The organism is Enterococcus sp. GC34 (assembly GCF_040886645.1).
In the GTDB taxonomy this organism is placed as follows: Bacteria; Bacillota; Bacilli; order Lactobacillales; family Enterococcaceae; genus Enterococcus; species Enterococcus faecalis.
The window spans coordinates 338,873-359,920 of the sequence record NZ_JBFOEF010000001.1; the positions used below are offsets into that span (position 1 = coordinate 338,873).

A 21,048-nucleotide genomic window follows, 5' to 3' on the forward strand; every position below is an offset into this window, starting at 1 on the left:
TCTTTGTCGTTTACTTATTTACAAAGTTTTTTACTCTTTTCATACTCCTTTCTTCTCTTTCTATTTTGACGGAAGCCCTTTCCTTTGTCATGGTACTTCCGATGTATCTCTCAATTAAAACAATAAGAACATGTTCCAAATTCACCTCATTGAACATGTTCTTATTAATTAGTTATGCATTTACGCGTTTAATTTCACGATGTTTATTCAATAAATAGGCCAAACCAAGATTAATGCCAACAAAGCAACTGATTGTCAGAAGAAGTGGCAGGACAGTAAAACCAGTGGATTGATAACCAACCATTGCTTGCAAGACGTGGAGCATTCTCAGGCGCATTGGTGTCCCCCCTAATTGTGCAATCGTGCCCAGTAAAATAGGAATCATTAATAACAGCAATAAAACAATGAGTTTTTTTACGCCATCTATCCGATCATTAAAGACACCTGCTAACAAGCCAAGTGAGCCGCTAAGCATTAGTAAGATAAAAAAGAGCAACCACGACATGAAAAAGTTTCCTTGAGCATAGACATCAATTAATTTCATTGATAATTGAAAATGAGAAATGAAATTGCCGCTAAATACTTTAATCAGTACAAGTACAGCCAAGGATCCAACCAAAGATAAAATAGCATTACTTACAAAGTTCACCAAAAAAATTGTCCAGCGGGAAAGCCCGTTTTGAATAAACAGTTTAAAATCTGTGTTCATCCCAAAAAATGATAGTATCCCCATAAAAACCAGACAAGGAATTACTGCATCAGAGCTGACAGTATTCACGTCGTTAGAAAAGAGCAACCCAATAAGAGGAAAAAGAATGCCGAACAAAGCATAAAAGCCAAAATAAATTGCTAAGGAACGGACTTGATAAATTACACGATACCGCAAAGCTGTTTTAAATTTCATTTTACTTTTCCTTCTTTCTATTGGTTAATTGCACAAAATATGTTTGTAAATTTAGCGGCGCAATTTGAACCTCTGCTTTTTCAGTTGGCAAGTCGCCGTACACGTAAGCCGTAACTGCCCCACCTAAAGTGTCCATGCCTAAGATTTCCAATGACTGAGTATAGCGCTCTACTTGTTCTTTCGGCCCAGAAACAATGCGACCGTTTTTCAAAATTGTTTCAATAGATTCTGCGCGAATCAATTTTCCTTGATCAATGATGATAATATCTTCTAATAAATTCGCAATTTCTTCAATTAAATGGGTAGAAATCACAAACGTACGGGGACGTTCTTGGTATGTCTCAATTAAATAAGTATAAAATAATTCCCGATGATTGGCGTCTAAACCTAAGACCGGCTCATCTAAAAAAATATACTCACAGGGGACGGATAGCGCCACTATTAGTTTAGCAATACTCCGATAACCAGTTGATAATTTTTTGAATGCCTTTTTACTATCTAAACCAAAATCGCTTAACATTTGTTCGGCCAAAGACCAGTCAAATGATCCATAAAAACCTTCAGTCGTTTTAAAAATATCTTTAATTTTTAACTGAGGAGGAAATAAATTATCTTCACTCATTAAGTAAATATGATTCAAAGCAGTCTCATTATCGGTCACTGTTTCTCCCGCCAATTGAACGGAACCTGAAGTGGCAAAACTTCGATTATTAATGATATTTAATAACGTACTTTTACCAGCCCCATTCCTGCCTAAAAGCCCATAAATCGTTTCTTTTTCAAAAGTAATTGAAATATTATCTAATGCCTTTTTTTGATGATATTTTTTGCTTACTGATTCCACCCGCAAACTCATGCGTCATACCCTCTTTCAATTAGTTGTTTTAATTGTTCGGCTGTAATCCCTAATTTTTTAGCTTCTGCGACAACTTCTAATACTTCTTTATTTAAAAATTCTTCTTTCCGTGCCCTTCTTACTCTCTCTTGAGCGCCTGGTAAAACAAACATGCCAATCCCCCGTTTCTTTTCAATCAGCTGTCGTTCTACTAATAAATTCATTCCTTTTAAAACGGTGGCTGGATTGATTTGGTAACTTTTTGATATTTCTGTGGTTGAGGGAATTTGTTCGCCTTCTAAGTAAGCGCCATTAAAAATTCCTTCAGCAATCTGATCGGCTACTTGCTGAAATAAAGGCTTTTCCCCCGAAAAATTAAATTCCATTTTTACACCTCGCTTAAACGGTTAACTACTTATGTAACTAACTATATATCTTAGAAATTCTTTTGTCAACAAAAAAACCATTGTTTCCAAAGAAATTTTTCTTTGAAAACAATGGCGATACTTTTGAGTTGATTGAATCCGTTCCTTCTTATAGGGTTCCATTATATAACAATTCATCGGTTGTTTCGTTGACAATTTTTAAGCGATTTTGTTTTTTGATCAAAATACTTTTATAGGTTGTTTCTGTAGCCTTTTCTTCCATCACAAGAATGCGTTTATACTCATTATCAGTGACTTGCTTAATCGTTGTTTGATTTAAGGACGGAATTTTTTCTTTTAGCGTTTTTTCTTCCGCCAGACCTTTTAAGATTTCTGATTCTGTAGTGGAACTTGTGGATTTACTAGAATCGCTTGATACACCTTCGTTATTAGACGCACTTTCAGATGACTTGCGACTTGATTCGGTTACTTTAGGCTGTGATGATTCACTGGTATTGGTTGAATTCATTTGCGTTTGGGTTTGATTCCCACATGCACCAATTAGCAACCCAACGCCTAAGATAGAACTTGCTAAAATTGTTTTTCTAATCATTTGCATGACCTCCTACATCTATCATTACTTTAACCTTAACATTTTTCAGCTAAGAGAACAATTTTTCAGATTAGAAAAGACCACTAGTCGTTATTTAAATAAACGAACTAATGGTCTTACTTATTTAGGAATGATCTTCATATGAGTGAGTGGGTAATAAACAAATTGTGCTTTCCCTAAGATTTGATCTGCATGTATTGCACCAAAAGAACGGCTGTCTTTGGACATACGGCGATTATCACCAAGCACAAAATAGCTATCTTTAGGTAATTTTTCTTGCATTAACAATTCTTTTGAATCAAAATTCGTAGTGTAAGGCATCGTTTCATGATCTTTTTTTCTGTTTTTAGTTAAATACGGTTCAGCGATTGGCTGATTATTGACATATAATTGATCGTTTTCGTAACGCACAGCTTCCCCTGGTAAACCAATCACACGTTTAATCAGAATCGATCCTGTGTCTGTTTTAAAGACCACCACATCAAACCGTTTAATGGCGGAGAATTTTTCCATCACAATCATATCTCCTTGATTCAAGTTTTTTTGCATAGAATGGCCATCCACCCGAACAGGAATCAGGAAAAATCCTCTTAAAATAAAAACGGCTACGATTGCTGGTACTAAGATTTTCAGAAAGTACATTAAATACCCAACATAATCACGTTTCTTCTTCAACTTTGTGCCACCTTTTTTCTAGTTTTTTTGAATTTCTTTGACTGCTGTATCGTAGGCAGCGTCATTTTCAAGAATTAATTTACCTAAAGTGGCTTCAATTTTTGTGGCTGTTTCATTGTCGATTTCTCCAGTTACAGGCAAGCCATTTTTCTGTTGAAGATCGCTAACCGCTGCTTTTGTTTCTGCGGTGTAGTTTGCATTGTTTTCATCAACAGGATACGCTAATACAGCTAAAATAGCATTTAAGTTCTGAATATCTTCAGATTGATCTCCTTCTTTTAGCGTTTTATCGCGAGGAATCAATTTTAAATAGGCATACTCGGGGTAATCAGCTTTGATGGTTGGTTCAATTCCTTTTTCGTTGATCCATTCGCCTTTTGGTGTTAACCATTTTAAAACAGTCAATTTTATTTCGGTTTGGTCATTTAAATCCTTCACCGTTTGGACCGTTCCTTTGCCAAATGTTTTCGTTCCAATTAATGGGACATTCGCAGATTCATGCAGTGCTGCAGCAAAAATTTCGGATGCACTGGCACTATTGCCATCAATGATAACTGCAACAGGTTCTTTTACTTTAAAGCCGTCGTCTAATTCTTTGGAAGCAACTTCTTTCATCGTACGTCCTTTTTTGTCTTCAAATTGAACAATTGTTTCGCCATTTTTTAAAAACATACTGGCCATTCGCTCTGCTTGATCTAGCAGTCCACCAGGATTTTGGCGTACATCAATTACAAAGGATTTAGCTCCTTTGTCTCGTAAATTCGTGATTGTTTCTTTCAATTCCTGATATGTTTTTTTACCAAAGGACGTAATTTTAATCGAGCCAATTTGTGCATCTTTTTTGTCTAACTCACCTGTCACTGTTTTAACGGGAATTTTCCCACGTTTGATTGAGATATTTTTAGTTTCTCCCTCTCTTTGGATAGTCAATTCAACGGAAGTTCCTTTTTTACCTCGGACTTTTGAGACGACTTCTGCTAGTTTCATCCCTTTTGTAGCTGTACCATCAACTTTTTCAATAATATCGCCTTCTTTGATTCCCGCTTTTTCAGCTGGGGAATCTGCTACAGGGGCCTCTGCTACAACTGGTTCGCCATCTTTCATTGTCATAGTGGCACCAATTCCTTCAAAATCGCCAGATAAGCTTTCGTTTAAATCATTGGCAGCAGATTCATTTAGATAAGTTGAGTATGGGTCTCCAATAGCTTCAGACATGCCTTTTAAGGCGCCTTCAACTAATTCATTTTTATCTACTTCACCTACATAATTGGTACTAATTTCATTATATAAATCCTGCACTTTGCTTAAATCAGCATTGGTAATTGCCCCTTCTTGACTCATCTTTTTAACACGATGATCAAAATAAATATAACTACTTCCTCCAGCTAAAAATGCGACACAGAGGAGCGAAATAATATATTGATAAAAAGGAACAGTTCGTTTGTTCTTCATAGATTTCATCTCATTTCTAACAAATTCGTCACTACTTTTGTTTACTATAACATGAATGAAAAAAGAGGAAAAGCTTTGTTTGCTTTTCCTCTGGATTTATTTATTGTTTTCAAGGTACTTTTCCCATAACTCATCAAAGATGTCCATGTTGCTTAAATAGTCAGCATTCATTTCTAAATAAGAAGAAAGTTCATGATAATCCTCGGTTTGTTTTGGAAACTGAATATCTTTGGCCGCTTCATTGGCAAAATCAGTTTCAGGATCTTTAGCCGGACCTTTTAATGTCATTAAGTAATGGTAAAAGCTTCGTCTCATGTAAATTAGTCACTCCATTTTTCTTCAATAAATTCACTTCTACGTTGATGGGACAATCCATAACGCAAAGCATCTTTTTTATAAAAGTCTTGATGGTATTCTTCAGCAGGATAAAATGGTGCTGCTGGTTCGATGGTGGTAACAATTGGTTCTGTAAAACGGCCGCTATTAGCTAGACGTTCTTTACTTTTCTCAGCAATTTCTTTTTGTTCTTGAGAATGATAAAAAATAACTGGCCGATAATTATCGCCGCGGTCTTGAAACTGACCGAAAGCATCAGTAGGATCCGTTTGTTGCCAATAAATATCCACTAATTGTTCGTAAGAAATAATCGCTGGATCAAAAGTGATTTCTACTGCTTCCGTATGGCCTGTTGTGTGTGTTAGAACCTGTTCATATGTTGGATTAGGCACATGCCCACCTGTATAACCCGAAACAACTGAGATAATCCCTGGTTGTGTGTCAAAAGGCTGCACCATACACCAGAAACAGCCGCCTGCAAAAATTGCTTTTTCTTCCATCTCTAACACTCCTTTTTTATTTCTCTTTTGGCAAGTATATATTCATCCGAATGTCATCGTCAACTAAATTAATCTTTTCTGCTCGAACAAATAGACCATTTTGCATTCTAAACTGATCTAAACGTAATAAAACAGTTTGATCATCTGGATTGATTTCAACCCACTTAGGTAGTTTGTAAGAACGTTTAGCAAATTTCAATACTTCTTTAATTGGCAAGCCTAGCGTTCCTATAGATAAACTTTTTGATTTTAATTGTACATTGCCATTCGCCATCACGTAAGGATCAAAATATAAGTAAAAAGGAATGTCATGCCCTAACACCTGAAATGTTCCATTTAATAAAGCATCATTTTCTAAATAAAATTTATATTTGATCTCCGAACCTTTTTGAAAGTCGGCTAAATAAAAGTCAATCAGTTTGTTCACTTGTTGTTTTTTTGACTGAATGGTGACGACTGGCTCGCCTTCTTTTTCAACAATTGCTGGTATTTTCTTTAAATCTGGTTCGCGAACTTGTGTTGCTCGAAATGTCACGAAAGCTACACTACCAATGACTAAACCCACTAGAACAAGAAAAGCGATTTTCCAGGGATTTCGTTTAGGATTGGTTGGTTGTGTCTTTTTAATTGATTTACTTGTTTTTGGCTTTTCTTCATTCATTTTATTCACTACCTTCTGATTTGGTTATCCATTCTTTCTCTGTCTTGACCATTTCATCCCGGACAGCTCCGGCCATAATTTGGTAGCCAAGATTATTCGGATGGAAACGATCTTCTTCATATAACAAATTGTTTAAATCCTCTTTGCTAGCACTACTTCCTGTAGTTTCTGAGTCACCACCAGTTACGCCAACTTCATCGCCACGACCTTTATAGAGTAAATCATTGATAGGAATGAAATAGGCTCGTTTTTGCTCTTGAACCATTTCTTCGGTTGCTTGATTCCAGTTATCAACGATTTCTTGCATTTCTGTAATTTCGGAAAAGTTTAAGTAGAAGGGATTGTAAATTCCTAAGACATAAATAGGGGCTTTCTCGTTGTATTCTCGGATTTCTTCAAGTAATCGTCTTACTCGGCGTTGATAGGCTTTTTGTGGACGATTGAACGAGCTGACTTTCAAGTCGAAAATATTACTACTAATTACTTTCATTAAGTCATTTCCACCAACCGTTAGCGTAATCACGTCCGCAGAGGCAAGGCCCTTTTGAATTTCAGGTTTTTCTTTGATTCGTTTTAAAATTTGGTCACTACGATCCCCATTTTTCCCAAAATTGTCTGTTTGAACACCGTTCAAGTTGTAGTGTTCTTTTAAATCATCTGCCACAATGGGAACAAAACCTCCACTATTCGTCAAATCGCCAATTCCTTCAGTTAAAGAATCACCGATAGCTGTATAATGAATGACTTCTTTTTGATTTTTTTGAAAAGTTGTGGCCACTTTCTCTTGCTTTAATAGTGGCTTTGCTTTGGGGATGGCCACACTTAACAATGTAAAAACACCTAGCGCAATGAGGATAGGTGTTAAGACGGTCAGCAAAATATGCTGTGTTTGTTTTTTCATCTTCGTCACTTCCTTTTAAATAAACTAACAAGAAATTTTCCTTTTCTTGTTAGAAAGAGGTTGCGTCTACTCATTTAAGAGTGAGACCCAACCTCGTTATTTCTTAGTCTGTATAGTACATAATAGCAAAGGCATTTTTTCCTGTATGTGTTGCAATGACTGGATTCGTATGTAATACGGGAATATCCATGTCTTTAAAGATTGCTTGTAATCCTTCTTTGAATCCATTTGCTAGTTCTAGCCCATCCGCATGAGAAATGCCAATTTGTCGAACATTTGGAATCTTACTTAATTCTGATTTCAATTCGTCAAACCATTTATTAAACGTTTTAACGCCACGGCCTTTCGCTACAGGAATCAATTCCGTATTTTCAAAGTCCATGACAACTTTCATATTAAAAATGTTTGATAATAATCCTGTTGTACGGCTGATTCGTCCACCTTTAACCAAATTATCTAATGTTGAAATGCCAATGTACAATTTGGTATTTTGTTTGACGCGTTCAATTTCAGCTAAAATTTCTGGAACACCCGCTCCCGCTTGTGCCAATTTTGCTGCTTGAATGACTTGGAAAGACAAACCTTGGTCTGTAAAATCGCTATCAATCACCGTTACTTTACTTGATGATAAGTTGCTAGCTTGACGGGCCGCTTCAACCGTTCCACTTAAGCCTTTTGTCATATGAATCGAAATTACTTCACTGCCATCTTCACCTAAGCGATCATATAATTCTACAAATTCACCAATTGGTGGTTGACTCGTTTTGGGTAAGGCCTTCGCATTAGCCATCATGTCCATAAATTTTTCGCCTGGCAAATGATCATCATCTGGATAAACAACGCCATCAACCATAATTGATAAAGGCATCATATGGATATTTAATTCATCTCTAAGACTTTTTTCCATCGTACATGAAGAATCCGTTACGATTTTAACGTTTGTCATAAATTTATCACTCTTTCTTTAAAAGGAACCTGTTTTCATGGTAGAATACCATTAAACGGTTAATTATCTAGTTATAGTATAACAGACACTGCCGAATTTTTCATCAAATTAAAATAAAGGAAGTGAATTTATTGGAAAAAACGCATTTCTCAAAAAAATACCTAATCGTGAACGAAGTCTTAAATGCAGTTACACATGGCATAGGCGCAGGTTTAAGTATTGCTGGTTTAGTCATTTTACTTGTTAAAGGGGCTCGTTTAGGCTCACCAATTCACGTGGTATCTTATGCTATTTATGGCTCCATGTTGATTCTACTTTTTTTATCTTCAACGTTATTTCATAGTTTAATTTTTACAAGAGCCAAAAAGGTCTTTCAGGTCTTCGATCATAGTTCTATTTTCTTATTGATTGCTGGTAGCTATACGCCGTTTTGCTTAATTAGTATTGGCGGTTGGTTAGGTTGGACCTTGTTCAGTTTAGTCTGGTTAATCGCCATTGTCGGTATTGTCTATAAATCCCTCACGTTGCATAAACAAGAAACAGTGAAAAACATTTCAACGATTATTTATATTGTTTTAGGTTGGCTCTGTATCATCGCTGCTCGTCCGTTATATGAATCTCTTGGATTTACAGGAACAGCGTTATTGGTCGCAGGGGGTGTGTCTTACACATTAGGTGCAGCCTTCTATTCATTGAAAAATGTGCGGTTTATGCATGTAGTTTGGCACTTGTTCGTCATGCTTGCAGCGATCCTCATGTATTTTTCTGTTCTCTTTTATACGTAATCACAGCACAATAAGAACACGATGCTCAAAGCATCGTGTTCTTTTATTGCCCTAAATCTCTTTATTATAAAGGATTATTCTTCTTTTCGAATTATTTTAACATAAATTAGTAGAAAAGACTTTACAAAACGAACATACATTCGTATAATAACAATACGAACACTCGTTCGAATCAAATGAAGAGGTGATACACATGGAAGCAATTCGTCGTGTTGGATTTTTATTTTTTGTATTGGTTATAGGTATTTTTTTGGGAACATTAGGATTACGTCTTGCTTTTATGATCGTGACGCCGTTATTTATTCTTTGGTTTATGTCATGGGATGAGAAGCGTTATACACGTACACGTAAACAACAGCAAGCAAGATACGTTTATCGTAAGTTCCCTTAATAAATAATAAAACGGTGTGTTCCCCCCAAGCTATGCTCCGTTTTTATAAATATGTCAAAGAAAGAGCGAAGGATTAAATCCTTCGCTCTTTCTAATTAAATTAGATTAGTATTCCATTAAGGTAACAATATCGTAGCCATCAATTTTATCGCGGCCATGTAAATCCATTAATTCAATTAGGAACGCACAACCAACTACAATACCACCTAATTGTTCGACTAATTCGATGGTTGCTTTAATTGTACCACCAGTTGCTAGCAAGTCATCACAAATCAAAACACGTTGACCTGGTGTGATGGCATCTTTGTGCAACGTTAATGTATCTGAACCATATTCTAAGTCATAAGTCACTTCGATGGTTTCACGAGGAAGTTTTCCTTTTTTACGAACCGGAGCAAAGCCAACCCCTAGTTCATAAGCCACTGGACAGCCGACAATAAAGCCACGAGCTTCTGGTCCTACAACCATATCAATTCTTTTTTCTTTGGCGTAATCCACGATTTGTTTCGTTGCTTCACGGTAGGCATCCCCATTAGCCATTAATGGAGAAATGTCACGGAACACGATCCCTTTCTCAGGATAATCTGGAATGCTTGCAATGTAATCTCTTAAATCCATTTTTATTTGTCCTCCTCATTCCACAGCCATTGTTGTATTGTTTGACAATCACTGTAAAGTAGAAATTCTTCTGTTTTTATTTTTTTCAATCGTTGTTGGTACACTTGACTTTCAGTCAATGGTCGATTGTCGGGTTTCTCAATACTGTTTAAAACACCGCTTTCTATTGTAACAAATCCTAAGTCAAAAAACACCTGTATCATGAAAATTAATAATTTTTCTTGGATATTTAAGTAATTTGCCACCTTCGATAGCTGGGAACGTAGATTTACTTCTTTTTGCTGCAAAATAAATTTATACAATGTTGCAAATTGTTCACGTGAAGCCATACCGTTTAAATAAGCTTCTTCTGGTGAAATAAACATCATGTATATACGTTGTATCTCAGTCGCTTCAACAATTTCTTTAACCGTGATTGCTTCCACAGGACAGTCGACAAAAACCAGTTGTTCGATTTGATTTTGAGAAACAGCTTCCACCAATTCTTCTTGGTTTGACCAAACAATAATATTAGCGGTTGGATCTGAAATGAATTTTTGATTTTTTTCATCAAACAAAAGATAAGCTGTTGCTTCTGAAGGAATTGGTTTCGTTTGATTATTTTTGCCACGAAAATCAAATAATTGTCTTCCCGATACAGCAAAATCAGTCACCATTAATTGTGGTTTCTTACGACCATTCCATTCATTGATGGAAAGTTGGCCTGCCACATCGGCGGTTCCTTGTGCTAGTTCATCCGCTTGAGGCCCCATTTGAAAAGCAATTGCATCCAATTGTGCCCCTTCTTGATTCATTTGAAATTTCAGATGTGCATTATCTGCACCAATTTGACGAATTTGCGTAGGCGTGATTTCCTTAAATACAAAAGTTGGCACAGTATTATCAGTCCCAAAAGGCGCCAAAATACGCAATTGATCAATAAAAGCAGTCGTTGCCTGCGAAACCGCTAAGCTCTCACTAATGAGTAACTCTTGTCCATTAGCCATATCAATTTGATTTTTTTCAATAAAGTGTGCCAAATGTTCTTGAACAAAAGGAATATTTTCAACAGGTAAAGTCATTCCCGCTGCCATATGATGCCCACCAAAATGAGTGAATTGCTCACGCACTTCGTTCAACGCCTCATAGAGATTCAATGCGCTAATGCTACGTCCAGAGCCTTTAGCGGTCGTACCAGATTCATCTATTGCTAAAATAATGGTTGGTTTCCCCGTTTCTTGCATAATGCGGCCCGCGACAATCCCCAAGACGCCTTCATGCCAGCCTTGTTTCGCTAAAATATGGACCGGCGCATTCGGGTCGATTAAATCCAGGGCTTCTTTGGCAATCGTCGTTACAATGTCTTTTCGTTCATTGTTTTGTTGATCGATATATTTAGCGATTTCCAGCGCTTGCTCTTCATCAAATGTAGTCATTAATTCAACACCTGGTGCGGCTTCCCCTAATCGACCTAACGCATTTAAACGAGGTCCGATGGTAAAGCCAATTGATTCTTCTGAAACAGCTTCCTTTTTTACACCTGCTTCTTGTAGTAAAACATCTAAACCAATTCGATCACCAGTTTGAATCATTTGAAGACCCATTTTGACAAACGTTCTATTTTCATCGGTTAATGAAACCAAGTCAGCAATTGTCCCAATTGCTACCAAATCTAATAATTCAATTGGCAATTCACCAAGTAACGCAGTAGCGACTTTGAAAGCTACGCCAACACCAGCTAAATCTCCAAAAGGATAGGCTCCTTGTGGATGTCTAGGATGGACAATCGCATAGGCTTCTGGTAATTGTTCAGGCAATTCATGATGGTCAGTAACGATTACATCTACTCCTTGTGCCATAGCGTAGTTAATTGCTTCATGTCCGGCTACACCATTATCAACGGTTACAATTAATTGGACTCCTTGTTCAATTTGTTCAGCAAATACGTCTTTATTAGGTCCATATCCATGAACAAAACGATTCGGTAGAAAGTACTGAACCATGCCACCGACTAATTCGATTGCTTCTTTCATAACCGTGGTACTAGTGATGCCATCTGCATCATAATCCCCATAGACAAGGATTTGTTCACCCGCTTCGACGGCTTGCTGGATGCGGGCTACCGCTTTCTCCATATCATGCATTAAGAACGGATCATAAATATCTTCGATAGTCGGATGTAGAAACTTACGTAATGCTTCTTCTGTCCGGATATTTCGGTGCCATAAAAGTTGGCCAATTAATGGATTAATTTGTTCTTTTTTTAATTGTTCTATAAATTCTACAGGTAATTCTGTCTTTGTCTGTAACTGCCATTGATAGTTTGATTTTTTCACGACGTCACTCCTAACCAAGTAATTATAGCAAAATTTTTCCAAAAACTAAAGAAAGCATTTTTTTAAATCTGAGAAAAAAACTGTGATATCTGTTAGATAAATAGCAGATATCACAGTTTTATTTTAAAAGAAACTTAGTGATAAAGTCTCTTCCTTATTTTTGTTCCTCTTCATTCACACGAGGTTTCACATAACGATCAATACGACTACCTGACACAGGCGTTGCGTCTACTTCTGTGTTTGATGTTTGTTCGTTGACCACTGGTTCTGCGACTTGTGGTGCTGCCGCTTGTTTGGCTTGCAAATCAGCCAATTGATTATCAAAAGAACGTTGAACTTTTTCCGTTTCTTCTTTGACTAATTTATCCATATCATTTTTATAAATATCCAACTCTTTTTGTACAGCTTTTAATTCCTTACGTTGGTTCCAAATGGTGGTTGTGGAGGTTAGTAATCCAACTAGTGCGCCAATAATTGCAGAACCTAAAATAATTAAGATTAACGGTCCACTAATTTTAGTAAAACCAAAGTTTACTGGAACAGCTTGATTATTTAAAACAGCAAAAATAACAACAATTAAGACCAACACAAGGCCCAAAATAACACGCCATTGATTTTTCATGACTTGATCGACTCCTTTATTTTTTATTTAAAATATTTCCCGCTATGAAATCTCCTAAATGTGGAAATAATGTATAAAAGCGGGCAGCCGCTTCCATGACAAATGGACGATTAATCTCACGTCGAGAAGTCCCCATACTCCCAACCACTTCTTTCGCTAATTTCGTAGGGTCCAAAACAATTTTATCCACCGCAGCTAGATATGTGCCTGTCGGGTCCGCTTTATCAAAGAATTCTGTTTGGATTGGTCCTGGATTGACAGTCGTTACTGCTACACCCAACGGTTTCAATTCTAAACGTAAAGCATTTGAAAAACCTAACACAGCAAATTTCGTTGCAGAATAAACGGTTGATTTAGCTGTAGCCATCTTCCCAGCCATTGAAGCAACGTTGATAATATGTCCTTGCCCAGCTTCAATCATTTTAATAGCTACTTTTTGAGTAAACGTCATCATTCCTAGAACGTTGACATCAAACATTTGGCGTGCAACAGCCAAGTCAATCTCAACAAAATTTTCAAACAAGCCAAAACCAGCATTGTTGACTAAAACATCTATAGGACCAACTTCTGCTGAAATAGCTTCAACCACACGTTCAACGCTTTCTGGATCGGCAATATCTAATTGATAAGAAAATGCTTCTCGTCCGCTTAAAGCGGCACACTGCTCGCGAACTTTACCAATCAAATTAATTCTGCGGGCGCAGACAACGACGACCGCCCCTTGTTTAGCTGCTTCATAACAAATTTGTTCACCTAAACCAGCTGAACCTCCAGTTACGACAACGACTTTATTTGTTAAATCCATCTAAGCTCCTCCTTCATTGGCAAATGGAATCTCAATGATATCCATATCTTTTACGATTTTTGTATTGGGGAAAATTTCTTGGGCTTCTTCTTGAAGATGATAGGCCTCTTTGGTTAAATAACGGGCACTAATATGCGTTAAGATAAGTTGTTTTACTTGCGCTTCTTTTGCAACTTCAGCTGCTTGTTGACTGGTTGAGTGGAAGTAGGCTTTTGCCATTTTTGCTTCGTGTTTGTTAAACGTACTTTCATGGACTAAAACATCCGCTCGTTGTGCTAAGGTTACACTATTTTTAGTTTTGCGAGTGTCTCCTAAAATCGTCACGATTCGTCCAGGTTTACGCTCTCCCACAAACGCTTGTCCATTAATTTCCTGTCCATCAAAAACAATCGTTTCACCACGTTTGAGTTTGCCATACAATGGCCCAGAAGGAATCCCTAAAGCTTGAAGTTTCTCTACTTGTAATTCTCCTTCATGCGCTGCTTCCTCAATTCGATAGCCAAAGCTCGTGATGCCATGGTCCAAGATATTACAGCGAACAGTGAATTGTTTATCTTTAAAAATAACGTCATTTTCTTTTGTTAATTCAATAAATTTCAGTGGATAGGACAACCGCGATTGTGAGACCCGTAAAGAAGTTTTAACAAAATCAGCAATCCCAACTGGTCCATAGATTTCTAAAGGTTCTGTCCCACCCTGAAAAGAACGACTACTTAACAAACCAGGTAAACCAAAAATATGATCCCCATGTAAATGTGTAATAAAAATCTTTTCAATTTTTCTTGGGCGAATACTACTTTTTAAAATTTGCAATTGCGTCCCTTCCCCACAATCGAAGAGCCAAACTGCATTTCGTTCATCTAATAATTTCAACGCAATTCCTGTGACATTGCGATGTTTTGCTGGCACACCAGCGCCTGTTCCTAAAAATTGTATTTCCATCTGCTACCATACTTTCTTTTAAACTTCCTTTTTATTTTAGAAGAAGTTTGCTCCTTTAGCAAATAATAATTTATCTATTTTCTCAAAGTTTTCTTCTTAGTTTACCGCATTTTACGATAAAATAACAAAAAATTAGCAAACTACCATAAAAAACCGTGATTTCTTAGTATTTTAAAAGACTGTTTCCCTTTATTCAGAAAACAGTCTTTAATCCTTATTCTTCTTTCGATGTCGCTTCTTTATGTTGTTCTTTTTTTGCTTGCCACGATTGTTTCGCTTCATTTGCAACTTCGTTCGCATCGTTAATTTCTTGTTGGACTTCCTCTAAATCAAGCCGCGTGATTTCGCCACCTAAGTCAAACATAACCAATTGGTTGAGCGGACGGTTGTCTTCTTCTTCTGCAATTAATAATAATCCCGTTTGTCCTTCATCAATCTTTTGAATCACATGTTCAAAAACCGTTTGTGCTTCTTGAATTTCTTTGGCGTCTTTGCTTGCACCATACATACTTCCAGCAAACCAGCCAAAAAGAATGCCCAGAGGACCACCTAATATGCCTACTAACATCCCAATCATACTATCTTTTGATGTATGATTGTTGCCTGTAAAATCGATAAAATCATTGATTTTAAATTGATGCTGGCCATCATTAACATGTGTAACAACCGCCATTTGCTCACCTTTAAGCTGTCTTTCTGCCTGCATCTTTTTTATTTCGGAAAATGCTTGGTACGATTTACTTTCAATATCAAAGTTCATAATGATAATTCGTTTTGCCATACAAATCGCTCCTTTATTCTGGATACATCTATTTTAGCAAGAAAGGTCTGTCTCTAGCAATGAAAACTTTTTGGTTATGTATAAAAAAAGAAGATAGCTAGGCTACCTCCTTGTTGCTGCTTATTTACCATCAAGAATATTTAAACGGACCTTTTTCGGACCATCGATACGTACACTATAAACAATTGTCCGAATTGCTTTTGCAACACGCCCTTGTTTACCAATGATACGTCCAATATCTTCTTTGGCCACAGTCAAATTATACTCGAGGAAATCAGTTGATTCCTCAATTTCTAATGAGACTGCTTCAGGTTGACTGACTAACGGACGGACAATAGTTAAAATTAACTCTTTCACATCTGCCATATTCAATCACCTTATTTCTTAACGTTTTTAGCTTCATGATGTTTTTTCATAACGCCTTCTTTTGAAAGGATGTTACGAACTGTATCAGAAGGTTGCGCACCTTTAGATAACCAATCTAAAACTAAATCTTCTTTTAAAACTACTTCTGCAGGGTCTTTCAAAGGGTTGTAAGTACCTACAGTTTCGATGAAACGTCCATCACGAGGAGAACGAGAATCAGCTACTACAATACGGTAAAAAGGACTCTTTTTAGAACCCATACGTTTTAAACGAATTTTAACTGCCATTATTAAATACACCTCCATTAACTTAATCACAAGAGTTAGTTTAACAGATTAACAACAACCTGTAAAGAGTTTTTTCTTGACACCTTTACTTTTTTTCAATTTTTTTAGCCAATTTGCAGGAAACCAAACGAAATAATGAAGAATTTTTACAAAATTTGATAATAGTTGTACTGGTTTCTCACTTGAAAGCCTTCTGTTTGATAGAGATGAAGCGCTGCTTGATTTTCTGTTTCAACTTCTAAAAAAATAGTCGCTGAGGCTGAATTTTCTAAAATCATTCGGAGCGCAGACTGTAACACTTGACGGCCAAGACCGCGACCTCGTTGCGTTTTTGTCACAACAAAGCCATAAATCCCCCATTCGTTTTCAAAATGATCCAAACGTAGCGTGGCTAAAAGTTGATTGTTTTCTTTATAAATAAGTGTTCGTTGAAGGTCCTCCGGTAAAGGCGTACCTTCTAGTAACCTAGCCAAGGAATGCAAATCAGCCGCTTGTGGTCGGAGAAGTGTCAGCTTCGCCAACTCCTGTGAGTAAGTTTCTCTTTGAAAAACCAGATACTGTTCTGAAAAAGCTGGCACAATTCCTTGTCTATTAAAATAATTCAGGCCAACAGATTGCTTGTCGTCCATCACGAGAAAGACTTCTTTCATTCCCCACAAAGCTGCTTGCTTTTCGAGTTCTTGAACAAGTTCTTCAAAAAATGGCCCTACATTTGGCGCAACAATCGTCGCTTCCAAGGTTTCCCCATCAAAACAATACCCTACGATATACGCTTGAATGGCTTGTCCCTTCCTGTATAAACCATAATAAGTATAAGCTGATTCCTCAGGAAATGTTTGTTCCAATTTATAAAAAGTTCCTTGTTTAATCATTTCCTTGTTTCTTAATTCAGTCAATGTTTGTTTCTCCGACGGTGTTAATTGTCGGCGCCAATTTATTTTTTTATTCAAGCAGTTGCTCCTTTACTCATCCTTTTACTAGCTATTATACGTGAAGTTACGAAGTTCAACAATGTACAAGGATAAAACGTTTGCGCTTTTTTTGAAAAAGTACTATCATAAAGTAAGTAAAAGAAAAATGGAGGGATTTACATGACAAAAAAAATTGGTATTTTTGTAGGGAGTTTAAGAAAAGATTCATTTAACAAATTGGTAGCAAAAACAATGGCGGACTTATTTCCAGCTGATTTCGAACCTGTTTTTATTAACATTGGTGATTTAGAATTATACAATCAAGATTTGGATGATGAAGGAACCCCCACCGAAGCTTGGACAACATTCCGTGAAGAAGTCAAACAAGTAGATGGTGTGATGTTTGTAACACCAGAATATAACCGTTCAGTACCAGCTGTTTTAAAAAATGCATTGGATGTCGGTTCACGTCCGTATGGCGAAAGCGTTTGGGATAAAAAACCCGGACTTGTGGTGAGTGTTTCACCAGGTGCAATTAGCGGATTTGGTGCGAACCATCATTTAAGACAATCATTAGTCTTCTTAAATGTTCCAACTTTACAACAACCTGAAGCCTATATTGGCGGTATTACGAACTTAATTGGTGAAGATGGTAAAATTATTGATGGCACTGTTGGCTTCTTACAATCAATTGTAGATGCTTACGTGGATTTCTTTAATCGCTTAACTGCCTAATTGAATCAATCGAGAAAAAGTGAGGCAACTTTTTACAGGTTGTCTCACTTTTTTTATTTTTTTGCTTGACCTTCTCGTTACGTAAAGGTTTATGATAGATTTTGTCAGGAGGAATGAATGATGGAATATAGAATTAAAAAAATGGCTTCACTATCTGGCGTCAGTGCACGGACGTTACGATATTATGATGAAATTGGTCTTCTTCAACCAGCCAGAATTAATTCTTCTGGTTATCGAATTTACGGGCAAGCCGAGGTGAATCGTTTGCAACAAATTCTTTTTTACCGTGAATTGGATCTGAAACTAGATGAAATTAAAGAAATTTTGGAGCAACCTGACTTTAATGTTGAACAGGCTTTATACGAGCATCAACAAAAACTATTGGAAAAGCGCAATGAAATTGATCGTCTTTTAGCCTCTGTTCAACAAACCTTACACCATTACAAAGGAGAGATAAACATGTCAGATCAGCAAAAATTCGAAGCATTCAAACAACAACGAGTTCAAGAAAACGAAGAAAAATATGGTAAAGAGATTCGGGAAAAATATGGCAACGAAACGATTGAACAAGCCAACAAAAAATATTTAAACTTGACGGAAAAAGACATGCAAGCAATGCAGAACGTGGAAAAAGATTTATTTTCTAAGTTAGCCATGTATCAAAAATCACCCAAGTTGACTAGCCAACTTGCGCAAGAAATTTTCCAATTACACAAAGATTGGTTAATGTACTCTTGGTCAAGCTATTCGCCAGAAGCACACAAAGGGTTAGGCCTTATGTATGTTGGCGATGAACGATTTACGTCATATTATGAACAACACGGCGCTGGTTTTGCCGAAGCGTTAAACGCAATTATCCAAAACTACGCTTAAACAGAAAGTGCGCCATCAGTCTCTTCGACTGATGGCGCACTTTCTGTTTCTTACGATAATTAACTAAAGCCTGTTTATCTTTTTTTCTTTTTCTTCTTTTTGTTTTTCTTCATCATGCGATTCATGGCCATTTTACCTAGCTTGCCTTTAACACCGCCACCTAGCATTTGATCCATACCAGGAATGTTCATATCCCCTTTGGACATTTGTTGCATCATTTTTTTGGATTCTTTAAATTGTTTAATCATACGATTGACTTCAACCACACTATTTCCTGAACCAGCTGCAATTCTGCGGCGGCGACTAGGATTTAATAGATCAGGATTTTCACGTTCTGCAGGAGTCATTGATAGGACCATCGCCCGTTTCCGCGCCACATCTTTTGGATCGACTTTGACATTTTCAATACCAGGCATGTTACTCATCCCAGGGATCATTTTTAATAAGTCTTCAATCGGTCCCATACCCATAACTTGATCCAATTGCTCAATAAAATCGTTAAAGTCAAAACTGTTTTCTTTCATTTTTTGAGCAAGTTCTTCTGCTTTTTTCTCATCGTAATCTTGTTGCGCTTTTTCAATTAGCGTCAACATGTCCCCCATACCTAGGATACGACTCGACATACGATCGGGATGGAAAATTTCTAAATCGGTTAATTTTTCACCAGAACCGACAAATTTAATCGGAGCGCCCGTTACTGCCCGAATTGACAGCGCAGCCCCCCCACGAGTATCGCCGTCCATTTTGGTAATAACAACCCCAGTAATTCCAAGCTGTTCATTAAAACTATCTGCAACGTTGACAGCATCTTGCCCCGTCATCGCATCAACAACTAACAGAATTTCATTGGGATTAGCCAACTCTTTAATTTGTTTCAATTCGTCCATTAAAGCTTCATCAATGTGTAAACGGCCGGCCGTATCAATTAAGACATAATCATTTTTCTTTTCTTTTGCTAACGCTAACCCTTGACGAACAATTTCCACTGGATTAGCATCGGTTCCCATATCAAAAACGGGAACTTCTAATTGTTGACCTAAAACCTTCAACTGATCAATCGCTGCTGGACGATAAACGTCACCAGCGATTAAAAGCGGACGAGCGTTTTCAGTTTTCATTAAGTGTTTGGCTAATTTACCAGTAAAAGTTGTTTTACCAGCCCCTTGTAACCCTGTCATCATAATCACTGTTGGGATTTTTGGAGATTTATTCAGTTCAACCGTTTCTGAACCTAACGTTTTCGTTAATTCTTCATCAACAATTTTTACAATTTGTTGGGCGGGTGATAAGCTTTCTAATACTTCGACTCCTACTGCCCGTTCTCTGACACGTTTTGTGAAATCTTTGACCACTTGTAAATTAACGTCGGCTTCTAATAAAGCCAAACGGATTTCTCGCATCATTTCTTTTACGTCGGCTTCGGAAACTTTTCCCTTACGACGGATTTTACTCATTGCCTGTTGTAGGCGGTTTGTTAAACTCTCAAAAGCCATAGTTTCATTCCTCTATTTCTTGAATTTGTTCAATATATTTTTTGATTTCACTATCTTTGGGATAAGTTTCTTGAACATACTGCTGTAGCTGTTCAAGATATTCTTTCCGTACAACATAGTTTGAATAAAGATGTAACTTTTTTTCGTATTCTTCTAAAATTTTTTCGGTTCGTTTAATGTTATCATAAACCGCTTGGCGACTAACCTCATATTCTTCCGCAATTTCTCCTAAAGAAAAGTCATCAGCATAGTAAAGCTCCATATAATTCATCTGCTTTTCCGTTAATAATGTCGAATAAAATTCAAATAACGCATTCATGCGGTTTGTTTTTTCCATTTCCATGAGCCGTGCTCCCATCTTCAATCCCTTATAGGTTACCGATTTCATAGGGAATAGTCAATCTTTTTTTACTAAGTTTTTACCTTTTAAAAAGAAATGTCAGCAAGTTGCCATGTTTCTTCAGAATAAACGGTCATTCCTTGTTGAATAAAATAAGCAGTTGCGACTCCAACTCCAGCTTTTTTAATGCCAGAAAATTGTCCATCATAAATCAGCTGGCTGCCACAGCTGGGACTTTTTTCTTTCAAAATCAAGGTTGTAATTTGTTGGGCTTTTAATTTTTGATACGCGCGTTGTGCCCCTGCTTTAAATGCCTCAGTCACATCTTCCCCGTTATCCGTATATACATAAGCAGTATTCGCCCAAACATCAAAGCCATCCCCGCCAATGATTTCTGCTGGCGGACGTGGAATGGGCAACTCCCCTAAAACTTCGGGACAAATCATTATTGCTTTTCCATTAGTTACAAGTTGTTTTAACGCTTCTTGTTCTTGAGATTTTCCATCGTAACGGCAACAAATCCCACCTAAGCAACTACTAATACCAATCATTCGCTTCTCCTCATTTCATTTCTCTATTATACCATGAGTTGACTT

The 21,048-nt window shown here is 37.0% G+C and carries 27 protein-coding genes; 4 read left to right on the forward strand and 23 right to left on the reverse strand.

Annotated elements, in window-relative coordinates; genetic code table 11:
* Positions 1-172: 172 nt before the first annotated feature.
* The 11 genes from AB3I72_RS01585 to AB3I72_RS01635 all read right to left on the reverse strand — a co-directional run bounded on the left by AB3I72_RS01585 (position 173) and on the right by AB3I72_RS01635 (position 8,188).
* Positions 173-904 (reverse strand): hypothetical protein, encoded by a 732-nt coding sequence (locus tag AB3I72_RS01585; protein WP_002408443.1) that lies wholly within the window; start codon positions 902-904, stop codon positions 173-175.
* Position 905: 1 nt separating this feature from the next.
* Positions 906-1,760 (reverse strand): ATP-binding cassette domain-containing protein, encoded by an 855-nt coding sequence (locus AB3I72_RS01590; RefSeq protein ID WP_002408442.1) that lies wholly within the window; start codon positions 1,758-1,760, stop codon positions 906-908.
* Complete coding sequence (locus AB3I72_RS01595) at positions 1,757-2,125, reverse strand: GntR family transcriptional regulator (RefSeq protein ID WP_002408441.1); 369 nt, start codon at positions 2,123-2,125, stop codon at positions 1,757-1,759. Before AB3I72_RS01595 ends, AB3I72_RS01590 begins: the two co-directional genes overlap by 4 nt.
* Before the next feature lie 148 nt (positions 2,126-2,273).
* Positions 2,274-2,723 (reverse strand): hypothetical protein, encoded by a 450-nt coding sequence (locus AB3I72_RS01600; RefSeq protein ID WP_002420159.1) that lies wholly within the window; start codon positions 2,721-2,723, stop codon positions 2,274-2,276.
* Between the two features lie 114 nt (positions 2,724-2,837).
* Entirely contained in the window at positions 2,838-3,392 is a 555-nt protein-coding gene (gene lepB, locus AB3I72_RS01605) for a signal peptidase I (RefSeq protein WP_002389020.1), read from the reverse strand.
* A gap of 18 nt (positions 3,393-3,410) precedes the next feature.
* Positions 3,411-4,853 (reverse strand): S41 family peptidase, encoded by a 1,443-nt coding sequence (locus AB3I72_RS01610; RefSeq protein ID WP_002361887.1) that lies wholly within the window; start codon positions 4,851-4,853, stop codon positions 3,411-3,413.
* Positions 4,854-4,940: 87 nt separating this feature from the next.
* The gene (locus AB3I72_RS01615; protein WP_002357449.1) at positions 4,941-5,159 is read right to left on the reverse strand and encodes a YozE family protein; all 219 of its coding nucleotides are present in this window, start codon (positions 5,157-5,159) and stop codon (positions 4,941-4,943) included.
* A gap of 5 nt (positions 5,160-5,164) precedes the next feature.
* The gene (msrA, locus tag AB3I72_RS01620) at positions 5,165-5,680 is read right to left on the reverse strand and encodes a peptide-methionine (S)-S-oxide reductase MsrA (protein ID WP_368023455.1); all 516 of its coding nucleotides are present in this window, start codon (positions 5,678-5,680) and stop codon (positions 5,165-5,167) included.
* 16 nt (positions 5,681-5,696) lie between these two features.
* Entirely contained in the window at positions 5,697-6,350 is a 654-nt protein-coding gene (locus AB3I72_RS01625) for a YpmS family protein (protein WP_368023456.1), read from the reverse strand.
* Positions 6,343-7,242, reverse strand: a complete 900-nt coding sequence (locus AB3I72_RS01630; protein WP_002384468.1) for an SGNH/GDSL hydrolase family protein — start codon at positions 7,240-7,242, stop codon at positions 6,343-6,345. The genes AB3I72_RS01625 and AB3I72_RS01630 overlap by 8 nt, the downstream gene beginning before the upstream one ends.
* A 103-nt stretch (positions 7,243-7,345) precedes the next feature.
* Positions 7,346-8,188, reverse strand: a complete 843-nt coding sequence (locus AB3I72_RS01635; RefSeq protein WP_002357444.1) for a DegV family protein — start codon at positions 8,186-8,188, stop codon at positions 7,346-7,348.
* A 131-nt stretch (positions 8,189-8,319) separates the two neighbouring features.
* Here AB3I72_RS01635 and AB3I72_RS01640 point away from each other — a divergent pair, with 131 nt between their 5' ends.
* Together AB3I72_RS01640 and AB3I72_RS01645 are read left to right on the forward strand one after the other, a co-directional pair.
* Positions 8,320-8,973, forward strand: a complete 654-nt coding sequence (locus AB3I72_RS01640; protein ID WP_002357443.1) for a hemolysin III family protein — start codon at positions 8,320-8,322, stop codon at positions 8,971-8,973.
* Positions 8,974-9,166: 193 nt separating this feature from the next.
* Positions 9,167-9,364: a hypothetical protein gene (locus AB3I72_RS01645; RefSeq protein ID WP_002360203.1), complete on the forward strand. Its 198-nt coding sequence runs from the start codon at positions 9,167-9,169 to the stop codon at positions 9,362-9,364.
* A 105-nt stretch (positions 9,365-9,469) separates the two neighbouring features.
* On the opposite strand, the gene AB3I72_RS01650 is transcribed toward AB3I72_RS01645, so the two are convergent.
* From AB3I72_RS01650 to AB3I72_RS01690, 9 genes are all read right to left on the reverse strand, one after another.
* Complete coding sequence (locus AB3I72_RS01650) at positions 9,470-9,982, reverse strand: adenine phosphoribosyltransferase (RefSeq protein ID WP_002357441.1); 513 nt, start codon at positions 9,980-9,982, stop codon at positions 9,470-9,472.
* A gap of 2 nt (positions 9,983-9,984) precedes the next feature.
* Positions 9,985-12,297 carry a single-stranded-DNA-specific exonuclease RecJ gene (gene recJ / locus AB3I72_RS01655; RefSeq protein WP_061101127.1) on the reverse strand — a complete coding sequence of 771 codons (2,313 nt, stop codon included), beginning with the start codon at positions 12,295-12,297 and terminating at the stop codon, positions 9,985-9,987.
* Positions 12,298-12,451: 154 nt separating this feature from the next.
* Entirely contained in the window at positions 12,452-12,919 is a 468-nt protein-coding gene (locus AB3I72_RS01660) for a lipopolysaccharide assembly LapA domain-containing protein (protein WP_002357439.1), read from the reverse strand.
* 16 nt (positions 12,920-12,935) lie between these two features.
* Positions 12,936-13,724 (reverse strand): SDR family oxidoreductase, encoded by a 789-nt coding sequence (locus AB3I72_RS01665; RefSeq protein ID WP_002364028.1) that lies wholly within the window; start codon positions 13,722-13,724, stop codon positions 12,936-12,938.
* Positions 13,725-14,666, reverse strand: coding sequence for a ribonuclease Z (rnz, locus tag AB3I72_RS01670; protein WP_368023457.1), 942 nt, complete (start codon positions 14,664-14,666; stop codon positions 13,725-13,727). It lies immediately after the preceding gene.
* Positions 14,667-14,880: 214 nt separating this feature from the next.
* Positions 14,881-15,447 carry a hypothetical protein gene (locus tag AB3I72_RS01675; protein WP_002357436.1) on the reverse strand — a complete coding sequence of 189 codons (567 nt, stop codon included), beginning with the start codon at positions 15,445-15,447 and terminating at the stop codon, positions 14,881-14,883.
* 120 nt (positions 15,448-15,567) lie between these two features.
* The gene (locus tag AB3I72_RS01680) at positions 15,568-15,813 is read right to left on the reverse strand and encodes a KH domain-containing protein (protein ID WP_002357435.1); all 246 of its coding nucleotides are present in this window, start codon (positions 15,811-15,813) and stop codon (positions 15,568-15,570) included.
* Between the two features lie 11 nt (positions 15,814-15,824).
* Positions 15,825-16,100 carry a 30S ribosomal protein S16 gene (gene rpsP, locus AB3I72_RS01685; protein ID WP_002357434.1) on the reverse strand — a complete coding sequence of 92 codons (276 nt, stop codon included), beginning with the start codon at positions 16,098-16,100 and terminating at the stop codon, positions 15,825-15,827.
* Positions 16,101-16,246: 146 nt separating this feature from the next.
* Positions 16,247-17,050: an N-acetyltransferase gene (locus AB3I72_RS01690; RefSeq protein WP_002408437.1), complete on the reverse strand. Its 804-nt coding sequence runs from the start codon at positions 17,048-17,050 to the stop codon at positions 16,247-16,249.
* A 141-nt stretch (positions 17,051-17,191) separates the two neighbouring features.
* Between AB3I72_RS01690 and AB3I72_RS01695 the strand changes: the two genes are divergently transcribed.
* Positions 17,192-17,746 carry an NADPH-dependent FMN reductase gene (locus AB3I72_RS01695; protein WP_002357432.1) on the forward strand — a complete coding sequence of 185 codons (555 nt, stop codon included), beginning with the start codon at positions 17,192-17,194 and terminating at the stop codon, positions 17,744-17,746.
* 117 nt (positions 17,747-17,863) lie between these two features.
* The gene (locus tag AB3I72_RS01700; RefSeq protein ID WP_368023459.1) at positions 17,864-18,619 is read left to right on the forward strand and encodes a MerR family transcriptional regulator; all 756 of its coding nucleotides are present in this window, start codon (positions 17,864-17,866) and stop codon (positions 18,617-18,619) included.
* Between the two features lie 74 nt (positions 18,620-18,693).
* On the opposite strand, the gene ffh is transcribed toward AB3I72_RS01700, so the two are convergent.
* The 3 genes from ffh to AB3I72_RS01715 form a co-directional block, all read right to left on the reverse strand.
* Positions 18,694-20,112, reverse strand: coding sequence for a signal recognition particle protein (gene ffh / locus AB3I72_RS01705; protein ID WP_002360194.1), 1,419 nt, complete (start codon positions 20,110-20,112; stop codon positions 18,694-18,696).
* Positions 20,113-20,116: 4 nt separating this feature from the next.
* Positions 20,117-20,455, reverse strand: coding sequence for a putative DNA-binding protein (locus AB3I72_RS01710; RefSeq protein ID WP_002357429.1), 339 nt, complete (start codon positions 20,453-20,455; stop codon positions 20,117-20,119).
* Positions 20,456-20,538: 83 nt separating this feature from the next.
* Positions 20,539-21,003, reverse strand: a complete 465-nt coding sequence (locus AB3I72_RS01715) for a DUF523 domain-containing protein (protein ID WP_002364031.1) — start codon at positions 21,001-21,003, stop codon at positions 20,539-20,541.
* Positions 21,004-21,048: the final 45 nt, after the last annotated feature.

Bases quoted from the DNA above. Each gene is read 5' to 3' on its own strand.
- AB3I72_RS01585 (WP_002408443.1), bottom strand. From the start codon at position 904: ATGAAATTTAAAACAGCTTTGCGGTATCGTGTAATTTATCAAGTCCGT.
- AB3I72_RS01590 (WP_002408442.1), bottom strand. From the start codon at position 1,760: ATGAGTTTGCGGGTGGAATCAGTAAGCAAAAAATATCATCAAAAAAAG.
- AB3I72_RS01595 (WP_002408441.1), bottom strand. From the start codon at position 2,125: ATGGAATTTAATTTTTCGGGGGAAAAGCCTTTATTTCAGCAAGTAGCC.
- AB3I72_RS01600 (WP_002420159.1), bottom strand. From the start codon at position 2,723: ATGCAAATGATTAGAAAAACAATTTTAGCAAGTTCTATCTTAGGCGTT.
- AB3I72_RS01610 (WP_002361887.1), bottom strand. From the start codon at position 4,853: ATGAAATCTATGAAGAACAAACGAACTGTTCCTTTTTATCAATATATT.
- AB3I72_RS01615 (WP_002357449.1), bottom strand. From the start codon at position 5,159: ATGAGACGAAGCTTTTACCATTACTTAATGACATTAAAAGGTCCGGCT.
- msrA (WP_368023455.1), bottom strand. From the start codon at position 5,680: ATGGAAGAAAAAGCAATTTTTGCAGGCGGCTGTTTCTGGTGTATGGTG.
- AB3I72_RS01630 (WP_002384468.1), bottom strand. From the start codon at position 7,242: ATGAAAAAACAAACACAGCATATTTTGCTGACCGTCTTAACACCTATC.
- AB3I72_RS01635 (WP_002357444.1), bottom strand. From the start codon at position 8,188: ATGACAAACGTTAAAATCGTAACGGATTCTTCATGTACGATGGAAAAA.
- AB3I72_RS01645 (WP_002360203.1), top strand. From the start codon at position 9,167: ATGGAAGCAATTCGTCGTGTTGGATTTTTATTTTTTGTATTGGTTATA.
- AB3I72_RS01650 (WP_002357441.1), bottom strand. From the start codon at position 9,982: ATGGATTTAAGAGATTACATTGCAAGCATTCCAGATTATCCTGAGAAA.
- AB3I72_RS01660 (WP_002357439.1), bottom strand. From the start codon at position 12,919: ATGAAAAATCAATGGCGTGTTATTTTGGGCCTTGTGTTGGTCTTAATT.
- AB3I72_RS01665 (WP_002364028.1), bottom strand. From the start codon at position 13,724: ATGGATTTAACAAATAAAGTCGTTGTCGTAACTGGAGGTTCAGCTGGT.
- rnz (WP_368023457.1), bottom strand. From the start codon at position 14,666: ATGGAAATACAATTTTTAGGAACAGGCGCTGGTGTGCCAGCAAAACAT.
- AB3I72_RS01675 (WP_002357436.1), bottom strand. From the start codon at position 15,447: ATGGCAAAACGAATTATCATTATGAACTTTGATATTGAAAGTAAATCG.
- AB3I72_RS01680 (WP_002357435.1), bottom strand. From the start codon at position 15,813: ATGGCAGATGTGAAAGAGTTAATTTTAACTATTGTCCGTCCGTTAGTC.
- rpsP (WP_002357434.1), bottom strand. From the start codon at position 16,100: ATGGCAGTTAAAATTCGTTTAAAACGTATGGGTTCTAAAAAGAGTCCT.
- AB3I72_RS01695 (WP_002357432.1), top strand. From the start codon at position 17,192: ATGACAAAAAAAATTGGTATTTTTGTAGGGAGTTTAAGAAAAGATTCA.
- AB3I72_RS01700 (WP_368023459.1), top strand. From the start codon at position 17,864: ATGATGGAATATAGAATTAAAAAAATGGCTTCACTATCTGGCGTCAGT.
- ffh (WP_002360194.1), bottom strand. From the start codon at position 20,112: ATGGCTTTTGAGAGTTTAACAAACCGCCTACAACAGGCAATGAGTAAA.
- AB3I72_RS01710 (WP_002357429.1), bottom strand. From the start codon at position 20,455: ATGGAAATGGAAAAAACAAACCGCATGAATGCGTTATTTGAATTTTAT.
- AB3I72_RS01715 (WP_002364031.1), bottom strand. From the start codon at position 21,003: ATGATTGGTATTAGTAGTTGCTTAGGTGGGATTTGTTGCCGTTACGAT.